This window comes from Peribacillus simplex, from assembly GCF_030123325.1.
In the GTDB taxonomy this organism is placed as follows: domain Bacteria; phylum Bacillota; class Bacilli; order Bacillales; family DSM-1321; genus Peribacillus; species Peribacillus simplex_D.
In genome coordinates, this window is the sequence record NZ_CP126106.1 from 850,604 (window position 1) to 872,103 (window position 21,500).

Below are 21,500 nucleotides of genomic sequence, written 5' to 3' on the forward strand. Positions count from 1 at the left end.
GTAACCAGCTTGATTCGTAATGTTGGCAAATTGTTAAGAAAAAAGAAAGAAAAAAAATCCCTGGTACAAAATGATTACCTAGATTCCAAGCCTGCAGATTCACTTGATGCGAATTTCAGTCAAAATGTAGAAACACTTCGTTCTGTTTATGATAATTGCTCGGATGTCATGTTCCGCTCGTTCTTACTTTTCGGAAAGACGCGGGCGGTGCTCATTTACATTGCGGGACTCTCAGACATCGAGGCGATAGAGCAATATGTGCTATCTCCACTCATGCAAGAGTCATCAAAAGAACCACAACCATTAAATGAGTTTATTGAACATAAAATGCCCGTTCCTAAAGTGGTAAAAGTGAATATGTTGGCGGATTGCATTGAATCGATTTCCTCTGGAAACCCGATCCTCCTATATGAAGGGGAAAGCTATGGATTTTCTCTAGGATTGTCCAAGTGGGAAAAGCGGGCGATTGAAGAACCTGTGGCAGAGGGGGGAGTTAGGGGGTCACGAGAGGGATTTATTGAATCTCTAGAAGTAAATACGTCACAATTGCGACGTATTATCAAAAGCCCTGCCCTTAAAATACAATCGATGAAGATTGGAACTCTTACCAGGACGAATGTTTCAATTGCTTATATTGATGGACTTGCGGATAAAACACTGATTGAAGAGATTACAACTCGGTTGGAACGAATTAAAATAGACGGTATTTTAGAAAGCGAGTACATCGAGGAAATGATCGAGGACAATCCGTATTCACCGTTCCCTCAGATCATGTCGACAGAACGGCCGGATGTAGCCTGTGCCAGCTTGCTGGAGGGACGAGCTGTCATTCTTGTAGAAGGAACCCCTTTTACTTTAATTGCACCAATATCCTTCTTTTCTTTGATTCAATCACAAGAGGATTATGCTCAACGTTTTATGGCAGGCACTTTTATCCGTTGGTTACGATATTTTTTTATGGGATTATCCCTTTTGCTTCCTTCCCTTTATGTTGCTATTTTAACGTTCCATCATGAGGCGGTCCCAACCGCACTCCTGCTAAGCGTAGCAGCATCCCGGGAATCGGTCCCTTTTCCTGCAATAGTAGAAGCATTGGCTATGGAAATTACGTTTGAAGCACTAAGAGAGGCAGGGGTTCGCTTGCCGAAGCAGGTAGGTTCTGCCGTCAGCATTGTTGGAGCGCTAGTGATTGGTCAAGCTTCCGTACAAGCGGGCTTGGTTTCAGCGCCAATGGTCATTGTGGTTGCAATTACGGGAATCGCTTCTTTTATGATGCCTCGTTATATTGCCGGAATTGCTTTCCGGATGCTGCGTTTTCCAATGATGCTGCTTGCCGGTACATTAGGACTGCTAGGCATCATGATGGGGATCATTGCCATAGTCATTCACTTATGCAGCTTGCGTTCCTTTGGCGTTCCTTACTTAACGCCACTGGCACCGTTAAAAGGTCAAGAGCTGAAAGATGTGCTGTGGAGGGCTCCTTGGTGGAAGATGGATTCACGTCCGCGTCTCACAGGGGATTCTAATGTATACCGTCAAGCCCCGGAACAGAGACCAAATCCAAAAAGGGGGAGTGAAACGGAGTGAATAATAGCTGGAGGCGAAAAAGGATATTGGAGAAAGGAAAGAGGCGTCATTTCATGAAAAGCGTCCTTCTTTTACTCGTTATTTGTGGAACGACCCCTTTTCTAAGCGGTTGTTGGGATCGAATAGAAATCACTGACTTGGCGATTGTCACAGCAGCCGCCATCGATAAGAAGGGTAATGATCAAATCGAACTATCCGTCCAAGTCTTTATTCCAAGTTCAATAAGCAGTGGAGGAGGTCAAGGAGGGAGCAGTCAAGGGGGGAGTGGGGTTACGACAATGGTGAGACATGCAAAAGGCTCCAATATTTCAGATGCATTGTCTAAGCTTCAAAGCAAGCTTCCGCGAAAAGTATTTTGGGGACATTGTAAAGTATTTGTATTCGGTGAAAAGTTAGCGAAGGAAGGAATTCAAGAGCAGCTGGATTTTTTGCTGCGCCATCCGCAGCCAAGAGAGAAAGCAAATGTGTATGTCAGCAAAGGGGAAGCAAAGCCTATCCTTGAATCTTTGCCACCGTTGGAAAACTATTCAGGGGAAGTGCTTAGAGAACTATCTGATTTACATATTGGGATGCAGGTCACACTACAGGATTTAGATGAAATGTTAACAGGTATGCCTCAAGCTGCCGCACTTCCATTCGTTAAAATATTGCCTCCGGGGAAAGGGCAAGAGAAATTGCAGGGAATTCCTTACATTTTCGGAACAGCCGTGTTCAAAAAAGATAAAATGACTGGAACGATGACTGAAAAGGAAACTAGAGGGCTATTGTGGTTAAGGGATGAAGTGGAATCATATACCGTGACCATAAAACCCAAAGGAGAGAAAGGGGAGATATCTTTAAGTCCAGTGTCAGCCAAAGTCAAGATCATTCCGCAAATCATCAACGGTGAATGGAAAATGTTGGTGAAGATAAATACAGACGGAGCTGTTATACAAAATGGAACGAATTTAAACCTTTCAAATCCTAAGTCTCTAAAAGCTGCAGAACGAGCATATCAAAAAGATATAGAAAAACGCATCGAGATGGCTTTTCTGCATACTCAGCATAAGAAAGCGGACATTTTAGGGTTGGGTAAAGATTTCTATAGGAAATATCCTAAACAGTTTAATAAGGTAGATAACCATTGGGATAAGATATTCGCGGAAATGGAAGTGGAAGTTGATGTTGCGGCCCATATTCGAAGACAGGGCTATATAAACAAACCGGCGGGTTTGTCTGAGAAAGAGGTGAAGGACAAGTGAGATGGTGGGCTTTTATTTGTACTACCGTGATCGTAGCTTTAATCATTTTGTTTGAATGGCCGAAAATGAAACAAAATCCTAAAAAAGATAAAGTGGCATTTCTTACACTGCTCCTCACTTGCTTGGTCCTGTCCATGTTCAATCTCCCACAGATGTCAGGACCCACTCAATGGGTGGAAACTCTTTTCAGGCCATTTGGAGAGTTTATGGAAAAGTGAGTCTATTAGTGGGTGCTGCGGGATTAAATTCATACTATCAAAGAAAGGAGGAAGCAGATGGAGAAAGGGAAAATTTCATCTCTGCAGATGGCATTCATGATGTATCCGACGATTGTGGCAACGGCTATTATCGGGGTTCCCGGCATCACAGCGAAATATGCCAAAACTGATTTATGGCTGTCCCCCATTTTTGCTGCGCTCATAGGGTATTTGACGGTGTATATCGCTTATAAACTGCACCAACTTTATCCAAAACAAACGGTGATCCAATTCACTGAAAAGATCATTGGGCGGACTCCGGGGAAAATCTTCGGTTTTTTACTCTTGTTTTTTTATATCCAGAATACAGGGCTAATCGTTAGAGGTTACGCAGAATTTATTGTCGGCTCTTTTCTGGTACGTACCCCAATTAGTGTGATCATGGCATCGATGGTGCTTCTGTGTGCGTTCATCGTACGCGGGGGAATAGAAGTTTTGGGGCGAGCTGCTGAATTGTTTGTACCTGTTTTCATTTTTCCAATCTTTATCTTAATCATTTTGGTGAGTCCTGATCTTGAATTCAAGAATATATTCCCGGTATTGGCGGATGGAATGATGCCTCCAATTAAGGGTGCGATTGTACCGGGGGGATGGTTCAGCGAGTATTTCCTGATCATTTTTCTTCTTCCTTTTTTGACAAATATGAAAAAAGGGATGAAATCCAGTATGATGTCTGTGTCTGTCGTGATGATGACGTTAATTGTGGTGAATCTGACGGTTCTTTTTGTACTTGGGTCAACAACATCCACAAAGCTTTACCCCTTGATGAATGTATCTCGATACATCAGTTTGGCCGACTTTTTTGAACATGTAGAATCCGCCGCCATGGCGGTATGGATAGTGGGGGCGTTTGTGAAAATTTCCGTTTTTTATTATGTATCTGCTTTAGGTACAGCGCAGTGGCTGAATCTCTCCGACTACCGACCTATTGTATGGCCGATAGGGATTTTGATTGTCATATTCAGTTTTTGGTCGTTGCCAAGCTCTGTGGATGTCAGTCGTAATGATATCAACGTCTTCCCACTACAAGGAATTTTGATGCAAACGATTATTCCCCTGTTATTGTTGGTGATTGCTGTTGTAAGGAAAAGAAATCGTAAAGGAACCGAAACCAGCTGACTGGGCATTTTTTAATGCTGAATATCCTATCAAAAGGTGCTATCTATGTTCGTACTCGCGCAGAGTTCAGCACCAACTGAATGGATTGCATCTCTTTTTGCCGTTTGAAGAGTTTATAAAAAAGTAAATCTATCAGTGGGGTACGTGATTTCAAATTTACATACTATCACAGAAAGGAGGAAGATGATGGAGAAAGGTAAAATTTCATCTTTACAGATGGCATTCATGATGTATCCAACGATTGTGGCAACGGCTGTTCTCGGTGTTCCAAGCATCACAGCGAAATATGCCAAAACTGATTTATGGCTGTCCCCCATTTTGGCGTCTCTCATCGGATATGCGACGGTGTATATCGCTTATAAACTGCACAAACTTTATCCGAAACAAACCGTTATCCAATTCAGTGAACAGATCATCGGTCGGATTCCGGGGAAAATTCTCGGTTTTTTATTCTTGTTTTTTTATATCCCGATCACAGGGCAAATCCTAAGAAGTTACGGAGAATTTATTGTCGACTCTTTTCTGGTCAAAACCCCGCTTAGCGTGATCATGGGATCGATGGTACTCCTCTGTGCCTTTATCGTACGCGGAGGAATAGAGGTGTTGGGGAGAGCTGCCCAATTGTTGGTTCCTGTTTTTATCTTTCCACTCCTCCTTTTAATCGTCCTACTGGGCCCAGATCTTGAATTTAAGAATATATTCCCAATATTGGGGAATGGAATTATGCCTCCAATCAAGGGTGCGATTGTACCTGGTGGATGGTTCAGCGAGTTTTTTCTGATGATTTTTCTCCTCCCTTTTTTAACCGATATGAAAAAAGGGATGAAATCCGGGATGATGTCTGTTTTTGCCGTGATGATGACGTTAATTGTGGTGAATCTTCTGGTTCTTTTTGTACTCGGGTCAACAACAGCCACAAAGAATTATCCCATGATGAATGTATCCCGGTACATCAGTTTGGCCGACTTTTTTGAACATTTGGAGTCCGCCATCATGGCCGTATGGATAGTAGGAGCGTTTGTCAAAATTTCTGTGTTTTATTATGCGGCTGCTTTGGGTACGGCGCAGTGGCTAAATCTCTCCGACTATCGTCCTGTTGTATGGCCGATAGGAATTTTGATTGTAGAATTCGGCTTTTGGTCGTATTCTAGCTCTATGGATGTCAGTCGATATGATATCATCGCCTTCCCTTTTCATGGAGTTTTGATGCAAACGATCATTCCTCTGATATTGTTGGGAATTGCTATGGTTAGTAAAAGAAATAGACAAAGAAAGGGAAAGAAATCAAGCTAACCTTTTCTGCGAACTTTTTGATCTTTTGTTTAAGAGGCTTGAAAAAGTATGGGCATGAAAGTAGGCAAAAGGAGCTCTATCTTAATGTTATAGTCTGCAACCATTCCATTTTCGAATGGTTTTTTTGTTGTGAGGAAAAGTGAAAAACTGGAGATTGTCAGATGTACTTTGCAGCAAGTTAAAATAATTAACAAATTTTTTCAAACCGTTTGGAAGTTTGGCACGTTATCTATAGTACAAAGGTTTTTTTAGAAAGGAGAGAAGGAAGACTTGAAAAAGGTTATTTTTGTCGGGTGGATATCATTGATGGCAGTCTTGTTAGGATTTTCACCAGAAATGGGTTCGAAACAGGGGCAAGCTGTCAACGATGTCGTAAAAGTATATGGACCAGGTGGCCCTCTTGGACCTATCAAGGAAGTGGCGGAACAATTCACCAAAGAAACGGGGATAAAAGTTGAAGTAACAGCGGGACCCGAAGAAAAATGGATTGATCAAGCCAAACAGGATGCGGATATCATTTACGGAGGGTCCGAGTATATGCTAACTGAATTTATGCATAATCATCCGGATGTCCTTGATGAAAAAAACCGTACAGAACTGTATGCACGATCAGCTGGAATTCTGGTTAGAAAAGGAAACCCAAAGAATATACAGTCATTGGAGGATTTAACGAAGAAGGGCGTAAAGATTGTGGATGTTAATGGAGCCGGGCAACTGGGACTATGGGAAGATTTGGCCGGAAGAAAAGGATTGATTCCTGGAATTAGCAGTAATATTGACATTTCAGTGAAGTCCAGTGCAGAAGCTATCGATTTATGGAAGGCAAATTCTAAATTGGACGCCTGGATTACATATGAATCCTGGCATTACCGTCTGTCGGATGTGACGGACCTGGTTCAACTCCCTGAGGAAGACAAACTTTATAGAGGAACCCCGGTAAGCATAACAAATAAGAGTGAAAACAAGAAAAAGGCAAAACAATTCATTGATTATCTTAAAACGGAAGAATCCCATCAAGTATTTCAAAAATGGGGATGGAAGTAAATTGAAGAGGAGTGGGAGTATATGAAAAAGTGGATGGTATTTTCAGTTTTTATGATGGTCCTAGTTTTGGCGGCATGTGGAAATGAAGCTAATGATTCAGCTCAAAAGGATAAAGTGGTTAGTGGTACTGCCGATGAAAAAGCAGTAAGCCTAAAATTATTGGAAAGTGAAACAACAGGCGAATACCTGGCTGATTCCAAGGGAATGACACTTTACTTTTTCAAGAATGATAAATCAGGAAAAAGCAATTGCATGGGGGATTGCCTGAAAAAATGGCCGCCGTTCATGGAAAGGGATTTTGCTGTCCCTAAAGGATTTGACGAAAAAGACTTTGGAACCATTAAAAGGGAAGATACAAGGGAGGAACAGGTAACCTACAAAGGATTTCCACTCTACTATTTTGTGAATGATAAGGCAGCGGGAGATGTCAATGGCGAAGGTGTGAAAAATGTTTGGTATATTGTAAATAACAAGACGGTTTTTCCAAAATAAGAAAAAGGGGACGATCACTGATGGTCGTTCCTGTTATTCGTTTTTTCCAAATTTACTTGTGAGGAGTTGCAGGTGCGATTGAAAGAAAAACTTGATAAGGAATTGATGGCATTAGTAATGAAAAAGCATCGTCCTGCTCTGGAAGAACTTTATGACCGGCATATTAAATTAATCTATGGTTTTATTTTTAAGTTCACAAATGGAAATGCTGAAAAAACTAAAGAGATCGTGCAGTTGGTCTTTCTAAAGCTCTGGACCACAAAAAGCAGTTACAATCCAGAAAAGGGGCACTTTGTAAGCTGGCTTTTGACCGTTACACGAAATGTGTGTGTGGATTATGTCCGTAAAGACAGCGTTCATATCCGGAATAACAAACACATGGACATGAGCCATCCAATTGACATAGAAGATCCTAATAATGATATAGAAAATGGACTATTACACAGTGAAATTGCCAATGCAAAAAGTAAGTTAAGCAAGCCGCAAAAAAGGCTGATTGATTTATTGTATTGGAAAGGGTACTCGTTAACGGAAATTGCCAAAATTGAAAATGAGCCGATTGGTACCATCAAGAGCAGACTTCACCAGTCGCTTAAATTATTGAAAAAGTATTTGGAAGTAGGTGGTTTGTAAATGGATAAAGAGTGCACTAACCTGCTTTCATTTTTATCGGGAGAACTGGGAGAAAAAGAAAAAAAAGCATTCGCGGAACACTTACTTCAATGCACTGAATGCACTAGGGAGTATGAACAAATGACGGAAGCCTGGAATTCATTGAAATGGGATTTCGAAGAAATAGAACCTTCTTCTTCCCTGAAATCAGAGGTTATGAATTTTGTCTTTGAGACTGATGATGAAGTTCCGGTGAGAAGGGAAAAGAATTGGAGTAGTTTTTTCTTTAAGCAGTTTACACCAGTAACTTCAGGTCTCTTGCTGGCCACCCTGGTTTTGGCGTTTGTGCTGTTATATTCCAATATCCAACTGAAAAAAGAACTTGCAGCTGTCGATCTGCCAATGGAGGTTAAAACGTCGCTATCTTTGCAGCCTGCCGATAAGACCGCTGTAAATATGAATACGGACGGTGCTGCTTACATTTTGCAGCAAGGTGAAGAAAGAAGGCTGATCGTTCAGATTCAGAATTTGCCTAGCCTTCAAAAGTCCGAGGTATATCAGGTGTGGTTGCTGAAAGATGGAAAACGGACAAATGCAGGAACTTTCAAGCCTGATGAAGCCGGCACAGGATCATTGACATACAAACTGTCCATTAATGATAAATTCAATCAAATTGGCATCACAAGGGAACCAGATTCAAAAAGTACAAAGCCGAGAGGTGAAAAAATAGTTGGATCTTCTTAAAAATTAAGAGACTTGCCCGCAAAGGGGAAGTTTCTTATTTACTGTTCTTACCTGCATTTAATAGTTAAGTGATTGATTTAAAATGGAAGCCCATATGAATTGGAATATAAGTGTTTACCATTACACTAGCAACGAATAACAAGCATGTCGCTTGGGGGCAAATGGACATGTTGATGGACAAACGTTGTCATTTTCATGGTGCCTATTTATTCATTAAGTCCCCACAGTACTCCCGGATCAACGCTGAGGCTTTCGTTTGGCTGATGGAGAGGTCCTTCGCGACTTTCCTTGATGATTTATAAGTTTGGTAAGATTTCCTGATCAATATCCGTTTCGTTTCATCAAGTGCTTTATCGAGAGAAGTGGGGAGATCAATCTGTGTGACCTGTTCAACGTTCTCGGTTATCATTTCAGGCAAGTCGGACATTAGGATAACGGAGTCACTTATTAAGACCAGCTTTCAATCAAGTTTTCGAGCTGGCGTTGGTCGCTTACTTTACTTTGGCAGAGGCAACAATGGCCACTATATTACCGAAGGCACCACATTTCATCCAGGATCTTGATATAGGAATCGTCGCCATTACCTTTAACCTTATCGTCATGCTGGCTGTCAGTGCTTTTACAAGAAAAGACCAACAAGCGATTCAGGAAGAAGAGCCGGTTAAACGAATCATCACTTCTTGATCATAGGAAGAGCGGTCTATTAGAAACAGTCCTATTCGCCTTATCTTCTATGACTATCGATAAAGAACCATTCAAAAAAGGATAGCCTTTAAAGCTATCCTTTTTGTAGTTTTCAACCATGAATTTGCATAATTGATACGTAACTAAAAGAAATGTGTTAAGTTGAACTAAAATGATTTGGAGGCAGTGATGAAATACGAGATTATCTTATTTGATGTTGATGATACATTGCTAGACTTTGGAATATCGGAAAAAAAAGCACTGCATGAAGTCTTCTTGGAGTTCGGTTTGCCCACAGGGGCGGAGGATTATGCGGGATGCTACCAAGAAATCAGTCAGGTATTATGGAGGGATTTGGAACAGGGACTTATTGATTTAACAAATCTGGGAGTGGAAAGGTTCAAGCGATTGTTCCTGAAGCATGGGCTTGATATCGATGCGGAATCGTTCAGCCGTGCGTACCTTGGACATTTGGGAAAGGAAATACATCTTCTGCCCGGGGCTTTAGAGGTTTGCGAGAAGCTTGGAGGATGCCGGCTGGCTATTATAACAAATGGCTTCACGACAGTGCAGACAGCAAGAATCGGGGGATCACCACTTTGCAATACCTTTGAGACTTTGATAATTTCCCAAGAGGCTGGGTTTCAGAAGCCTGATAAAGGGATTTTTGATTATGCATGTTCCAAGTTAAAGGTCACGGATAAATCGAAAGCGTTGATGGTGGGTGACTCCTTGACATCAGATATACAGGGTGGTTTGAATTATGGAATGGATACATGCTGGTACAATCCCCATCAAAAGGATAATAATCTGGGAATCAAGCCCACCTATGAAATCCGGGCGCTCACTGATCTTTTGGAGATTGTAGGAAGCAAGGAAGTATAGTGAGGTATATAAAAAAACAGAAGCAGCTCGTCCGAGTGATAGGACGTGCAGCCTCTGTTATTAATCATGCCAGAGATTTTATTCAGTTCAAATCCAGCTCATGTGGCTTGATTGTTTGATCCTTTTCAATCTTTCTGCTGAAATGCGGTGATAATATACAAAGCACCAGGGAAATTGCAAGACCTGCCATCATGAATCCGCCAAATACCAAAGGGGATGGGCCATATGATTCCGCCATGCCAGTCCAGATGAGCGGACCGAAACCTGCTATGGCTGCCGCGACCTGATAACCGACAGATAATCCAGTATAACGGACCTTGGCTGGAAAGAGCTCCGAGAATAATGTCCCTTGTGTAGAAAAAATGGCACCCCAGATGACGCCGAGTACAACTGCCTGCATAATGTAGAACCAGCCGACCCCACGCCCAATCATTGTGAAATATGGGATGGCTAAGATGAAAAGGAGAATCAGGCCTCCAAAATAAATGATTTTTCGATCGATGAAATCTGAAATGTAACCAATGACAGGAATGGTAATTAGCATTGTAGCGCAGCCAATCGTTAAACCGGTAAGGGCTGAATCTTGGGAATAACCAAAATACAGTGTAGTGAAGACCAGAACATAGGACATGATGAATACATTGAAGAACCCGTCCCCAATTTTCAGTCCGATCACTTGCAGCACACTTCTCCAATCGTGTTTTAACGTTTCGATAATGGGAACTTTCGCAAGATCACCGCTATCTTTCTGCTGCTTGAATTCCGGCGTTTCTTCAATGCCACTCCTTACCCAGATTGCCAATGCGATCAGTACACCGCTTAAAAGGAATGGTATCCGCCAACCCCAAGCTAAAAATTGGGCATCGGTTGTCAAGGAACTGATAAGAGTTAGGCTGAACGAACCGGCAACCAAACCAATGGGTACCCCTAGTTGGGGAATGGATCCATATAAACCACGGACACCCTTTGGAGCAGACTCCGTTGCCAATAGGATGGCTCCGCCCCATTCACCTCCCAAGGAAATTCCTTGAATCAACCTCAGCACCACCAAGATGGCGGGGGCGGCCAATCCAACCTGGGCATATGTGGGCAGAACACCGATAAGCATTGAACTCCCTCCCATCCCAATAAGGGTGAACATGAGTGCTGCCTTCCGTCCGATGCGATCACCCATATGGCCGAATAGGATACTTCCGATTGGACGGGCAGCGTAACCAGCCCCGAAAGTGACAAAGGCGAGAAGAAGTGAAATCGCAGGATCATGATTGGGAAAGAATAGAGTTGTAAAAACTAGGCCTGTTGCTGTCCCGTATAAATAGAAATCATACCACTCAATAACGGAACCAGCTAAACTAGCGAAAAGAACTCGACTTTTTTTCATGGAAATGCTCCTTTAATGCGTAGTATTTCATCAAAATTGTTTACAGCAATAAATAAAGCTGAAATGAACAAAAATGATGCTTTAGGAATATAAGTAAAAAACTGGATTATTTAGATTATTTTAGAGGGCTTATCCATACTGGTCAATATATTTCTGATTTTTCTGAAAAAATGAAGCGAATAACTTAGCTTTCATCACCTGTATTGGCATATAATTCATTCTAAAGTAATGGGAATAAGGATTTGATCTTACCGGGTAAAATGAAAAAGTTTTAACTAAGGGGGAGAAGTAAACTCGAAACATTTAGAATTTTTTGTGTATAGAAGAGTGGCAAATTGGAAATCATGTGGATAAGGAAATGAAAAAGAAGAAAGGATAAGATTTCAAGAAATAATAATAATATCCAAGTTATTTAGTATAATAGAAAAAAGGTTAAGGAGTTGGTTTCGTATGGAGAAGCAATTGCCAGGAACATCGCTTGAACCTGAAGAGATGGCTGAAATGGTTTTAAAAAAGGCCCTTAGTGATTATCGGAAAGCACAAATCGAAAAAGAAATCGATGACTCATTAAGAAATCGAGATAAGGAAGAGTTCCTTCGTTTAACTGAAATATTGAAGGGCATTTCATGAAATTTCATACACTGTGAAAAAGACAAGTAGTAATGATATTGAAAGTGCACCTAAAAGCCAGCATGGCTTGATAATTTAAATAAGATGAAGATGAAGCTTTATATAACTGGAACATTCTAATTAAATAGCAATCTATAGGATTATAATATTTTACATTGTAAGCGCTTTCTTGTATAATTAAATAAAGAAAACTATGGAGAGTAGATGTAAGTGGTCTAATGCGGGATACACAGGTATTAGTGACTGAAATGTTCATGCACCGGGATAATGACTAAAAGGGGGAAAAGAATATGAAAAAGGATGGAGTGTCGTTGATTGAATTTGTTCAGGAGGATCGATTTGAACTAAGCTCCTACATTACTTCTTTATTTAACAAACTAAATGACTATGTTCCCAAAAGTCTTAAAGATAAAAGGTGAATGACAATAAAAAATGGGTCAGGAAGATCTGCATGACTTCCTGATTCATTTTTTATTTTGTTTTTGGGATTTAGAGTTCTGAGGCACTCAAGTCAAAGGTGTAATAATTGACAATGAGAATCGTTATCGACTAAAATGATTCATTATTAGTATATCGATTGGAGTTGTTCATATTGTTCGTTCAGATGAGAAAAATGGTTGTAAAAGAAGGAAATGCAGAACAAGTAGTAAAACGGTTCAGCGGGGAAGGGATCATTGAAAAGCAGGAGGGGTTCATCGATTTAAGTGTGATGGTGAAAAAAGTGCGACGCGGCGATAAAGAGGTCATCATTATGATCAATTGGGAGTCGGAGGCGCATTGGAAGCAGTGGGAAAAGAGTGAAGCCCATATCGCAGGACATAAAGCAAACCTTGGGAAACCAAAGCCTGAATATATCGTCAGTTCGGAAGGATCATTATATGAAGTGAAGGCTATTAAAAAGGCAGAGAAATAACGGACTGGCCTTTTTTTACACTCTGTACATCAGAAAAGTTAAGTTACTGGGCGGAATATCCCATTTCCAACTATCGCGTCGCATAGGGATGCGGAATGGGTGCCGTTCACATACAATAGTTTACCTTCACTAAAATTCAGGCTCCCATTATGGGTGCCTCTTTTTGTTGATGGGATCATCTCAAAATAGGTTTATGATATTCCTATTCTGTTGATATAGTAAAATATTTTTTTAGAATGGTGTCTGGTGTCTTTGATGGAAAAGTGAAGAGTGGGAGAGAGGAGGTCGTTTAGTATGTTAATATTTATGAACTAATAAGGGGTTTAGTTCTTAGGGTGGCTAGGATTCCTAAGATAAAATCAATTAAGTTTAGAAATATTAATATTTAAAAATACCATTAAGATGTCTTTAAAGTAGTGGTTAGTTTATCTGAAACTAAGACTGGTCCCAGATGGGATTTAGATTACGACGAAGAAGCAAACTCCCTGGAAATGCTTTTAATTAAATATTCAAGCACATTTCCATATCCATCAATGTTTTGAAATGTGGAGAAGATAGAATATTAAAAAAAATCCAAAAAAAGTGTTTACAGGGAAAAAATTTCATTGTAGTATTTCCTTATAAAGTAAATGAAATCGATTTCATCCATGGTCGCGATTATGGTCAAGCTTTAATCAGAACTGGAAGTGGGATAGGCATGAACTAGTTCAAGTTTAAGGATGATTAGATATTATTGCGCCGGGATAGGTGTTCAAATTTTTCTTCAGGGGGAACTCTTAAAAGAAATGAAATCGATTTCATTACCAGATTAACAGGCTTTGATATTTGGATTGAGCTAGAAATCCAATTGATTGATCCTAGAAAGAAACATGGATGGATTTTTTCTATAGTCAAATGAAATCGATTTCATTTGACGACGATACTTATACTGGCTTGAGATCAACAAAACACTTTATTTTAGGGAGGAAAAAACATGTCTTCAGTAACACATGAGGTGAAAAAATTAAAAAACTATATAAATGGTAAGTGGATTGAGTCCACTTCAAAGGAAACGGAAATTGTGTTCAACCCTGCAACTGGTGAGGCGATTGCCGAGGTGCCACTTTCAACTAGGGAAGATGTGGATCGTGCGGTTCAAGTGGCGGATGAGGCATTTAAAAAGTGGTCGCAGGTTGCTGTCCCGAAACGGGCTCGAATATTGTTCAAATATCAGCAGCTCCTTGTGGAAAATTGGGAAGAACTTGCTAAACTGGTCACTATCGAAAATGGTAAAAGCCTATCGGAATCTATTGGTGAAGTACAGCGGGGCATCGAGTGTGTCGAGTTTGCGGCGGGTGCACCTACACTGATGATGGGCAAGCAGCTTCCGGATATCGCGACAAACATTGAATCGGGCATGTACCGTTACCCAATCGGTGTAATCGGCGGCATCACCCCATTTAACTTTCCGATGATGGTCCCTTGCTGGATGTTCCCGCTTGCGATCGCATGTGGCAATACATTCGTGTTAAAGCCATCTGAACGTACACCATTGCTTGCAGCACGCATTGTTGAACTATTTGAGGAAGCAGGTCTTCCTAAAGGAGTACTGAACATTGTTAATGGAGCACATGATGTGGTTAATGGGCTTCTGGACCATAAAGATGTGAAAGCTATCTCCTTCGTCGGTTCACAGCCAGTTGCAGAATATGTGTATAAAACAGGCACGGCTAACTTGAAGCGCGTCCAGGCTCTTGCGGGAGCGAAGAATCACTCGATTGTCTTGAAAGATGCAAATCTTGATATGACAGCCAAGGAAATAACAAGTGCGGCTTTTGGGTCTGCCGGTGAGCGTTGCATGGCCGCTGCGGTTGTTGTCGTAGAAGAAAGTGTAGCGGACGAGCTAGTTGGAAAATTGAAACAGGCAGCAGATGCCATTACGATCGGTAATGGTCTGGATGACGGTGTTTTTCTTGGTCCGGTGATCCGGGAAGGAGCTAAAAAGAGGACCATCGATTACATCGAATCAGGTATAGCTCAAGGTGCGACACTTGTACGTGATGGCCGTAAAGATGAGGCAGCAAGCGGCAATGGATATTACCTAGGGGCTACGATTTTTGATCATGTTACACAGGAAATGAAAATCTGGCAAGATGAAATTTTTGCACCAGTGCTCTCCGTTGTCCGTGCCAAAGATTTAACGGAAGCCGTTGAGATTGCCAATGCTTCACCACTGGCTAACGGGGCTTGCCTTTATACGGACAGTGCTGCTGATGTACGCCAGTTCCGTGAAACGATACATGCCGGGATGTTGGGCATTAACGTGGGGGTTCCTGCGCCTATGGCATTCTTCCCATTCTCTGGATATAAAGATTCATTCTATGGTGATCTTCATGCAAATGGAACCGACGGTGTGGAGTTCTATACACGTAAAAAAATGGTGACTGCACGCTACGTGAAATAAGTGAAACGAAAAAGACTTTGCAAGATGGCCCGTTTGGATACGGGCCGGATTTTTTGAAAACCAAGGAGGTACATATGAGTAAACTGCTTCAAAAACCGGTAAAAAAAGAGGTCGCTGAAGGTGTTACAGTCGTTCAAGCAGTAACGAAAGGAAATTCTCCTTTAGAATTTGTTGAATTCAAAATAGTGGAGTTGGTTCCTGATGCTGAATATTCGGAATCGTTAAATAAAACAGAATGCTGCATTGTTGCTCTTACGGGAAAAATCAATGTGGCTGTAGGCGAAAATGTATACCGTGATTTAGGCACACGCGATAGTGTATTTGATAAAGTGCCAACTGATAGCATTTACGTGTCAAATGATAGAGGCTTTAAAATGGAAGCGATAACCAAGGCCAGAGTGGCGCTGTGTTATTCGCCTTCTGATAAGCAACTTCCGACTAAATGGATTAAAGCGGGGGATATTGACGTGGAACATAGGGGCATTTTGAGCAATAAGCGGATGGTGCATAATATATTACCGGATTCAGCTCCGTATGCGAATAGCCTTCTGGTGGTTGAAGTATACACAGAAAGCGGAAACTGGTCGAGCTATCCTCCGCATAAACATGATCAGGATAACTTACCAAATGAGTCGTTATTGGAAGAGTCCTATTATCATGAAATGAACCCGCCTCAAGGATTCGTTTTTCAGCGAGTATATACAGATGACCGTTCGATTGATGAGACCATGTCGGTTGAAAACGGCGATGTCGTACTTGTACCCGCCGGTTATCATCCGGTAGGCGTACCTGATGGTTATGAATCCTATTATTTGAATGTTATGGCCGGTCCGACAAGGACATGGAAATTTTTCAATGATCCCGATCACGAGTGGATCCTGAATCGTTAAAGGAAAAGGAGCTGTTAACCGGATGAACTATACTTTTAATATCGATAGGGAAATTGACTTGATTGCCATAGGCCGTGCCTGCATCGACTTGAATGCCAATGAATATAACCGTCCGATGGAAGATACCATGACATTCACAAAATACGTGGGCGGTTCACCTGCCAATGTTGCCATCGGAAGTGCAAAATTAGGCTTGAAAGTCGGATTCATCGGTAAGCTTGCAGATGATCAGCACGGCCGTTTCATCGAGAGTTATATGCGTGAGGCAGGTGTTGATACATCGAATATGGTAATCGATCAAGAAGGGCATAAAACGGGACTGGCCTTCACGGAAATTAAAAGTCCTGAAGAATGCAGTATCCTGATGTATCGGGATGATGTAGCCGACCTTCATTTAGCACCTTCGGAAGTGCATGAAGAATATATCAAAAAATCAAAGATTTTATTGGTTTCAGGAACTGCTTTAGCAAAAAGCCCATCACGTGAGGCGGTTTTAAAAGCCGTCAGCCTTGCAAAAAGAAATGATGTAAAAGTCATATTTGAATTGGATTACCGTCCATATACATGGAATTCCATTGAAGAAACCTCCGTTTACTATTCGTTAGTCGCAGAACAATCAGACATTTTGATTGGCACTCGTGATGAATATGATGTAATGGAAAATATCGAAAAAGGTACGAATGAAAGGACCGTCCGTTACTTGTTTGAACATTCCGCAGACCTGGTCGTCATCAAACATGGCGTCGAGGGTTCATATGCCTATGCCAAATCAGGAGAAGTATTTAAAGCGAAATCCTATAAAACGAAAGTATTGAAAACATTCGGCGCAGGGGATTCATATGCTTCAGCTTTCTTATATGCGTTAGTGCGCGGCAAAGGGATTGAAAGCGCTTTGAAGTTTGGCAGTGCTTCCGCTTCCATAGTTGTAAGCAAGCACAGTTCATCTGAGGCGATGCCTGTTGCAGAAGAAATCGAGGATTTAATTGCCGAACGCGTGTAAGGAATTTATCTACATAGAGGGGTGAACAGAAGATGGGAACAGTGAGGTTGACTACAGCCCAGGCTCTGATCAAGTTTTTAAATCAGCAGTACATTCATGTTGATGGTGAAGAGTCTCCGTTTGTAGAAGGGATATTTAATGTATTCGGCCATGGGAATGTCGTTGGAATTGGTCAGGCACTCGAACAGGACGCTGGCCACTTGAAAGTGATTCAAGGAAAGAATGAGCAAGGGATGGCACACGCAGCAATCGCCTACAGCCGGGAAATGCTACGAAGGAAAATTTATGCCGTCACTACATCTGCCGGGCCAGGCTCTGCAAACTTGATAGCTGCGGCGGGGACGGCACTTGCCAACAATATTCCTGTCCTCTTACTTCCTGCTGATACATTTGCGACACGCCAGCCGGATCCGGTTCTTCAGCAACTTGAGCATGAGCATAGTACGGCCATCACAACTAATGACGCTTTTCTGGCAGTATCAAGATATTGGGATCGCGTCACTCGCCCTGAGCAGCTCATGTCCAGTCTGATCCGGGCCTTCGAGGTGATGACCGATCCCGGGAAAGCCGGGCCAGCGACGATATGCATCTCACAGGACGTAGAAGGGGAAGCATTCGATTTCGATGAACATTTTTTTGGAAAACGAGTCCATTATTTAGATCGGAAAATTCCGGTAGAACGGGAACTGCAAGGAGCTGCCGAGAGAATTAGAGCAAGTAAGAAGCCGATCATCATCGTCGGTGGCGGAGCAAGATATTCCGGAGCTCGGGATATTTTGATGAAGCTGGCAGAAAAGCATAACATTCCACTTGTGGAAACACAGGCAGGTAAATCGACGGTGGAATCATCTTTTCCTAAGAATTTGGGCGGTGTCGGCATTCTCGGTACGATGGCTGCCAATAAGGCTGCACGCCAGGCAGATCTCGTAATTGGTGTCGGGACCCGCTATACGGACTTTACGACGTCTTCCAAAACTGCATTTGATTTTGAAAGGACAAAGTTTTTGAACATTAACGTCAGCCGCCTTCAAACCTATAAATTAGATGGATTTCAGGTCGTCGCTGATGCAAAAGTGGCGCTCGAGAACCTTGAAGCGTTACTAGTAGGCTATGAAACCGAATATGGGGAAATGGTTGGAAATTGGAAGGAGGAGTGGCTTTCCGAACGGACCCGTTTAGGTCAAGTCACTTTCAGCCGTGAAAATTTCAAGCCTGAAATCAAAAGCCAGTTTTCACAGCAAGTCTTGAATGAATACTCGGATGCATTAAAAACTGAATTGGCCCAATCCACTGCGATGATTGCAATAAACGATACGGTCGATCAGGAAAGTGTGGTGGTCGGTTCAGCCGGATCACTTCCGGGTGACTTGCAGCGCCTCTGGCATTCAAGCGTGCCAAACACGTACCATCTTGAATATGGATTCTCCTGCATGGGTTACGAAATTGCAGGAACTTTAGGAGCTAAGCTTGCCCATCCAGACCGGGAAGTCTATGCAATGGTAGGGGACGGAAGTTTTCTGATGCTGCATTCGGAATTGATCACAGCCATCCAATATAATCATAAAATCAATATTTTATTGTTTGATAATTCTGGCTTTGGCTGCATCAACAATCTGCAAATGGAGAATGGCAGCGGAACATATTGCTGTGAGTTCAGAACACATGATAATCAAATCATGAATATTGATTACGCAAAAGTGGCGGAAGGGTACGGAGCCAAAACTTATCGGGCCAATACAGTCGATGAGCTGAAAGCTGCATTGGAGGATGCAAAGAAACAGTCGGTATCTACATTAATAGAAATGAAGGTTCTGCCGAAAACGATGACGGATGGTTATGACTCCTGGTGGAACGTTGGCGTGGCAGAGGTATCTGAACGAGAAAGTATACAAAGGGCATATGAAGCGAGACAAGAGAAATTAAAAATGGCCAAACAATATTAAAAGGGGGAAGTCAGAAAATGCAGGAGATTTCGTGGGGGATTGCCCCAATTGGCTGGCGTAATGATGACATACCGGAAATCGGAGCTGAAAACACTTTATCCCACCTTTTAAGCGATATTGTCGTGGCAGGATTTCAGGGGACCGAAGTAGGAGGTTTCTTTCCGGAACCGGCGGTCCTGAATAAAGAGCTGCAGCTTCGGAACTTAAAAATAGCCGGTCAGTGGTTCAGCAGTTTCATCATCCGTGATGGCATCGAAATAGCAGAAAGGGATTTCCATGAACATTGCAAATATTTACAGGCTGTCGATGGAGATGTAGCGGTAGTATCCGAACAGACCTACAGTATCCAAGGCGGAAGGTACGATGTATTTAAGGAAAAGCCGCACTTTACTGAAGAAGAATGGGGAATGTTGTGTACGGGCCTGAATCGGCTCGGGGCTATTGCTGGACTTTACAACTTAAAACTGGTGTATCACCACCACATGGGGACAGGGGTCCAGACACTGAGTGAAATTGACCGCCTTATGGAAAATACCGAAAAGAAGGTGCATCTGTTATATGATACTGGACATATTTATGTATCGGATGGAGATTGCATGTCCCTTCTGCAAAAGCATATTGACCGCATTAGGCACGTTCATTTCAAGGATGTGAGGAATAACGTGCTGGAGCAGTGCCGGAAAAAGGGGAAATCATTTCAAGAATCTTTTTTAAATGGCATGTTCACGGTGCCTGGTGACGGCTGCATTGACTTTGTGGAAGCTTACCATATATTACTGGAAAATCATTATAAAGGCTGGATTGTAGTTGAGGCGGAACAAGATCCGTCCGTTGCCCATCCATTGGAATACGCATTAATCGCTCGTAAGTATATAAATGACAGGCTGCTCCTAGTTCAAGATTAAAAACTAGAAAGAAGTGATTAATTTGAGTAATGATGGAAATCAAATGGCATTCTTACGCAAGATTATTATTATCTCGACGTTAGGCGGTCTTTTGTTCGGATATGATACAGGTGTCATTAACGGTGCCTTGCCGTTCATGTCCGAAGCGGATCAACTTAATCTCAATTCACTTACGCAAGGACTTGTTGCCAGTTCACTTCTTTTAGGCGCGGCACTTGGAGCGTTTCTGGGAGGCAGGCTTTCCGATTATGCGGGCCGCCGAAAAAACATTCTTTTTCTTTCGGTACTTTTTTTCCTTTCCACCATTGGATGCACGTTTGCACCGAATGTTACGGTCATGATTGTCTGCCGTTTTCTACTCGGCCTTGCGGTAGGCGGGGCGTCAGTAACCGTTCCTACTTATTTGGCGGAAATGTCTCCTGCTGAACGACGAGGCAGGATCGTCACCCAAAATGAATTAATGATTGTTAGCGGACAGCTGCTTGCATTCATCTTCAACGCCATTCTTGGGACAACGATGGGTGACAGTTCACATGTTTGGCGTTACATGCTGGCAATAGCATCACTTCCAGCCATACTTCTTTTCTTTGGCATGATCAGGTTGCCTGAAAGTCCAAGGTGGCTTGTGTCCAAGAACAAAAATGAAGAGGCCCTGAAAGTTTTGAAAAGAATACGTAAAATGGATGAGGCAGAATCGGAATATCAGGGAATCAAAGCGACATTCGATGAGGAGAACCATGTTAAAAAAGCAACATATAAAGATTTGACAGTCCCATGGATACGGAGAATTGTCTTTATTGGAATAGGGATTGCCATCGTTCAGCAAATAACGGGTGTAAATTCCATCATGTACTATGGTACCCAAATTTTAAAAGATGCAGGGTTTGAGACAAAAGCTGCTTTGATCGGGAATATTGCAAACGGTATCATTTCTGTTTTGGCAACGTTTTTAGGTATTTGGCTGCTTGGTAAAATCGGGCGCCGTCCAATGCTCTTAACCGGTTTGATCGGGACTACGACCACATTGCTATTGATTGGCGTCTTATCTTCCCTTCTTGAAGGGACGGCTGCCCTTCCCTATATCATTTTGTCCTTGACTGTCACTTTCCTTGCCTTTCAGCAGGGGGCCATTTCACCGGTTACCTGGTTGATGCTTTCAGAGATTTTCCCGCTTCAAGTACGTGGGCTCGGTATGGGTGTCACCGTATTTTTCCTTTGGGTCGTGAACTTTCTAATCGGCTTAACATTCCCGGTTTTACTAGATAAAGTCGGATTGTCTATCACATTCTATATCTTTTTCGCTTTAGGCATCATGGCTATCACCTTCGTGAAAAAATGTTTACCGGAAACGAGAGGACTTACACTTGAACAGCTTGAACAAAACTTCCGCAATCATGGAAAAGAACCTGCAAAGGAAATGACAAAAATAATTTAAGA

The 21,500-nt window shown here is 42.1% G+C and carries 20 protein-coding genes; 18 read left to right on the forward strand and 2 right to left on the reverse strand.

Features of this window, described 5'->3' with window-relative positions; all coding sequences use genetic code 11:
* Positions 1-9: 9 nt before the first annotated feature.
* From QNH43_RS04100 to QNH43_RS04135, 8 genes are all read left to right on the forward strand, one after another.
* Positions 10-1,587, forward strand: a complete 1,578-nt coding sequence (locus tag QNH43_RS04100; protein WP_434060150.1) for a spore germination protein — start codon at positions 10-12, stop codon at positions 1,585-1,587.
* A 53-nt stretch (positions 1,588-1,640) separates the two neighbouring features.
* A complete protein-coding gene (locus tag QNH43_RS04105) occupies positions 1,641-2,828 on the forward strand; it encodes a Ger(x)C family spore germination protein (RefSeq protein WP_283916886.1) in 1,188 nt (395 codons plus the stop codon).
* A 275-nt stretch (positions 2,829-3,103) separates the two neighbouring features.
* Positions 3,104-4,204 carry a GerAB/ArcD/ProY family transporter gene (locus QNH43_RS04110; RefSeq protein ID WP_283916887.1) on the forward strand — a complete coding sequence of 367 codons (1,101 nt, stop codon included), beginning with the start codon at positions 3,104-3,106 and terminating at the stop codon, positions 4,202-4,204.
* Between the two features lie 186 nt (positions 4,205-4,390).
* Complete coding sequence (locus tag QNH43_RS04115) at positions 4,391-5,497, forward strand: GerAB/ArcD/ProY family transporter (RefSeq protein ID WP_283916888.1); 1,107 nt, start codon at positions 4,391-4,393, stop codon at positions 5,495-5,497.
* 270 nt (positions 5,498-5,767) lie between these two features.
* Positions 5,768-6,541: an extracellular solute-binding protein gene (locus tag QNH43_RS04120; protein WP_283916889.1), complete on the forward strand. Its 774-nt coding sequence runs from the start codon at positions 5,768-5,770 to the stop codon at positions 6,539-6,541.
* A gap of 21 nt (positions 6,542-6,562) precedes the next feature.
* On the forward strand, positions 6,563-7,033 hold the full coding sequence (locus QNH43_RS04125) for a COG4315 family predicted lipoprotein (RefSeq protein ID WP_283916890.1): 471 nt from the start codon (positions 6,563-6,565) through the stop codon (positions 7,031-7,033).
* 78 nt (positions 7,034-7,111) lie between these two features.
* Positions 7,112-7,666: an RNA polymerase sigma factor gene (locus QNH43_RS04130; RefSeq protein WP_076368029.1), complete on the forward strand. Its 555-nt coding sequence runs from the start codon at positions 7,112-7,114 to the stop codon at positions 7,664-7,666.
* Entirely contained in the window at positions 7,667-8,389 is a 723-nt protein-coding gene (locus QNH43_RS04135) for an anti-sigma factor (protein ID WP_283916891.1), read from the forward strand. It begins immediately after the preceding gene.
* A gap of 202 nt (positions 8,390-8,591) precedes the next feature.
* Here QNH43_RS04135 and QNH43_RS04140 read toward each other — a convergent pair whose 3' ends face one another.
* The gene (locus tag QNH43_RS04140) at positions 8,592-8,816 is read right to left on the reverse strand and encodes a hypothetical protein (protein ID WP_349654801.1); all 225 of its coding nucleotides are present in this window, start codon (positions 8,814-8,816) and stop codon (positions 8,592-8,594) included.
* Between the two features lie 89 nt (positions 8,817-8,905).
* On the opposite strand from QNH43_RS04140, the gene QNH43_RS04145 reads away from it, so the two are divergent.
* Together QNH43_RS04145 and QNH43_RS04150 are read left to right on the forward strand one after the other, a co-directional pair.
* A complete protein-coding gene (locus QNH43_RS04145; protein ID WP_283916892.1) occupies positions 8,906-9,073 on the forward strand; it encodes a hypothetical protein in 168 nt (55 codons plus the stop codon).
* A 189-nt stretch (positions 9,074-9,262) separates the two neighbouring features.
* Entirely contained in the window at positions 9,263-9,958 is a 696-nt protein-coding gene (locus QNH43_RS04150; protein ID WP_283916893.1) for a YjjG family noncanonical pyrimidine nucleotidase, read from the forward strand.
* 82 nt (positions 9,959-10,040) lie between these two features.
* Here QNH43_RS04150 and QNH43_RS04155 read toward each other — a convergent pair whose 3' ends face one another.
* Positions 10,041-11,339 (reverse strand): MFS transporter, encoded by a 1,299-nt coding sequence (locus QNH43_RS04155; protein ID WP_283916894.1) that lies wholly within the window; start codon positions 11,337-11,339, stop codon positions 10,041-10,043.
* 450 nt (positions 11,340-11,789) lie between these two features.
* Between QNH43_RS04155 and QNH43_RS04160 the strand changes: the two genes are divergently transcribed.
* The 8 genes from QNH43_RS04160 to QNH43_RS04195 all read left to right on the forward strand — a co-directional run bounded on the left by QNH43_RS04160 (position 11,790) and on the right by QNH43_RS04195 (position 21,498).
* A complete protein-coding gene (locus QNH43_RS04160; RefSeq protein ID WP_034315231.1) occupies positions 11,790-11,969 on the forward strand; it encodes an IDEAL domain-containing protein in 180 nt (59 codons plus the stop codon).
* 592 nt (positions 11,970-12,561) lie between these two features.
* Complete coding sequence (locus QNH43_RS04165) at positions 12,562-12,882, forward strand: antibiotic biosynthesis monooxygenase family protein (protein ID WP_283916895.1); 321 nt, start codon at positions 12,562-12,564, stop codon at positions 12,880-12,882.
* Positions 12,883-13,855: 973 nt separating this feature from the next.
* Positions 13,856-15,325 (forward strand): CoA-acylating methylmalonate-semialdehyde dehydrogenase, encoded by a 1,470-nt coding sequence (locus QNH43_RS04170; RefSeq protein WP_283916896.1) that lies wholly within the window; start codon positions 13,856-13,858, stop codon positions 15,323-15,325.
* 74 nt (positions 15,326-15,399) lie between these two features.
* On the forward strand, positions 15,400-16,215 hold the full coding sequence (gene iolB / locus QNH43_RS04175) for a 5-deoxy-glucuronate isomerase (protein ID WP_283916897.1): 816 nt from the start codon (positions 15,400-15,402) through the stop codon (positions 16,213-16,215).
* A gap of 22 nt (positions 16,216-16,237) precedes the next feature.
* Complete coding sequence (gene iolC, locus QNH43_RS04180) at positions 16,238-17,215, forward strand: 5-dehydro-2-deoxygluconokinase (protein ID WP_076367773.1); 978 nt, start codon at positions 16,238-16,240, stop codon at positions 17,213-17,215.
* A 32-nt stretch (positions 17,216-17,247) separates the two neighbouring features.
* On the forward strand, positions 17,248-19,158 hold the full coding sequence (gene iolD / locus QNH43_RS04185; RefSeq protein ID WP_283916898.1) for a 3D-(3,5/4)-trihydroxycyclohexane-1,2-dione acylhydrolase (decyclizing): 1,911 nt from the start codon (positions 17,248-17,250) through the stop codon (positions 19,156-19,158).
* Between the two features lie 17 nt (positions 19,159-19,175).
* Entirely contained in the window at positions 19,176-20,063 is an 888-nt protein-coding gene (gene iolE, locus QNH43_RS04190) for a myo-inosose-2 dehydratase (RefSeq protein ID WP_283916899.1), read from the forward strand.
* Between the two features lie 22 nt (positions 20,064-20,085).
* Complete coding sequence (locus tag QNH43_RS04195; protein ID WP_283916900.1) at positions 20,086-21,498, forward strand: sugar porter family MFS transporter; 1,413 nt, start codon at positions 20,086-20,088, stop codon at positions 21,496-21,498.
* Positions 21,499-21,500 lie beyond the last annotated feature (2 nt).

Coding starts and splice junctions, on each gene's coding strand:
- QNH43_RS04105 (WP_283916886.1), top strand. CDS start 1,641: ATGAAAAGCGTCCTTCTTTTACTCGTTATTTGTGGAACGACCCCTTTT.
- QNH43_RS04110 (WP_283916887.1), top strand. CDS start 3,104: ATGGAGAAAGGGAAAATTTCATCTCTGCAGATGGCATTCATGATGTAT.
- QNH43_RS04115 (WP_283916888.1), top strand. CDS start 4,391: ATGGAGAAAGGTAAAATTTCATCTTTACAGATGGCATTCATGATGTAT.
- QNH43_RS04125 (WP_283916890.1), top strand. CDS start 6,563: ATGAAAAAGTGGATGGTATTTTCAGTTTTTATGATGGTCCTAGTTTTG.
- QNH43_RS04135 (WP_283916891.1), top strand. CDS start 7,667: ATGGATAAAGAGTGCACTAACCTGCTTTCATTTTTATCGGGAGAACTG.
- QNH43_RS04140 (WP_349654801.1), bottom strand. CDS start 8,816: ATGTCCGACTTGCCTGAAATGATAACCGAGAACGTTGAACAGGTCACA.
- QNH43_RS04145 (WP_283916892.1), top strand. CDS start 8,906: ATGGCCACTATATTACCGAAGGCACCACATTTCATCCAGGATCTTGAT.
- QNH43_RS04150 (WP_283916893.1), top strand. CDS start 9,263: ATGAAATACGAGATTATCTTATTTGATGTTGATGATACATTGCTAGAC.
- QNH43_RS04155 (WP_283916894.1), bottom strand. CDS start 11,339: ATGAAAAAAAGTCGAGTTCTTTTCGCTAGTTTAGCTGGTTCCGTTATT.
- QNH43_RS04160 (WP_034315231.1), top strand. CDS start 11,790: ATGGAGAAGCAATTGCCAGGAACATCGCTTGAACCTGAAGAGATGGCT.
- QNH43_RS04170 (WP_283916896.1), top strand. CDS start 13,856: ATGTCTTCAGTAACACATGAGGTGAAAAAATTAAAAAACTATATAAAT.
- iolB (WP_283916897.1), top strand. CDS start 15,400: ATGAGTAAACTGCTTCAAAAACCGGTAAAAAAAGAGGTCGCTGAAGGT.
- iolC (WP_076367773.1), top strand. CDS start 16,238: ATGAACTATACTTTTAATATCGATAGGGAAATTGACTTGATTGCCATA.
- iolD (WP_283916898.1), top strand. CDS start 17,248: ATGGGAACAGTGAGGTTGACTACAGCCCAGGCTCTGATCAAGTTTTTA.
- iolE (WP_283916899.1), top strand. CDS start 19,176: ATGCAGGAGATTTCGTGGGGGATTGCCCCAATTGGCTGGCGTAATGAT.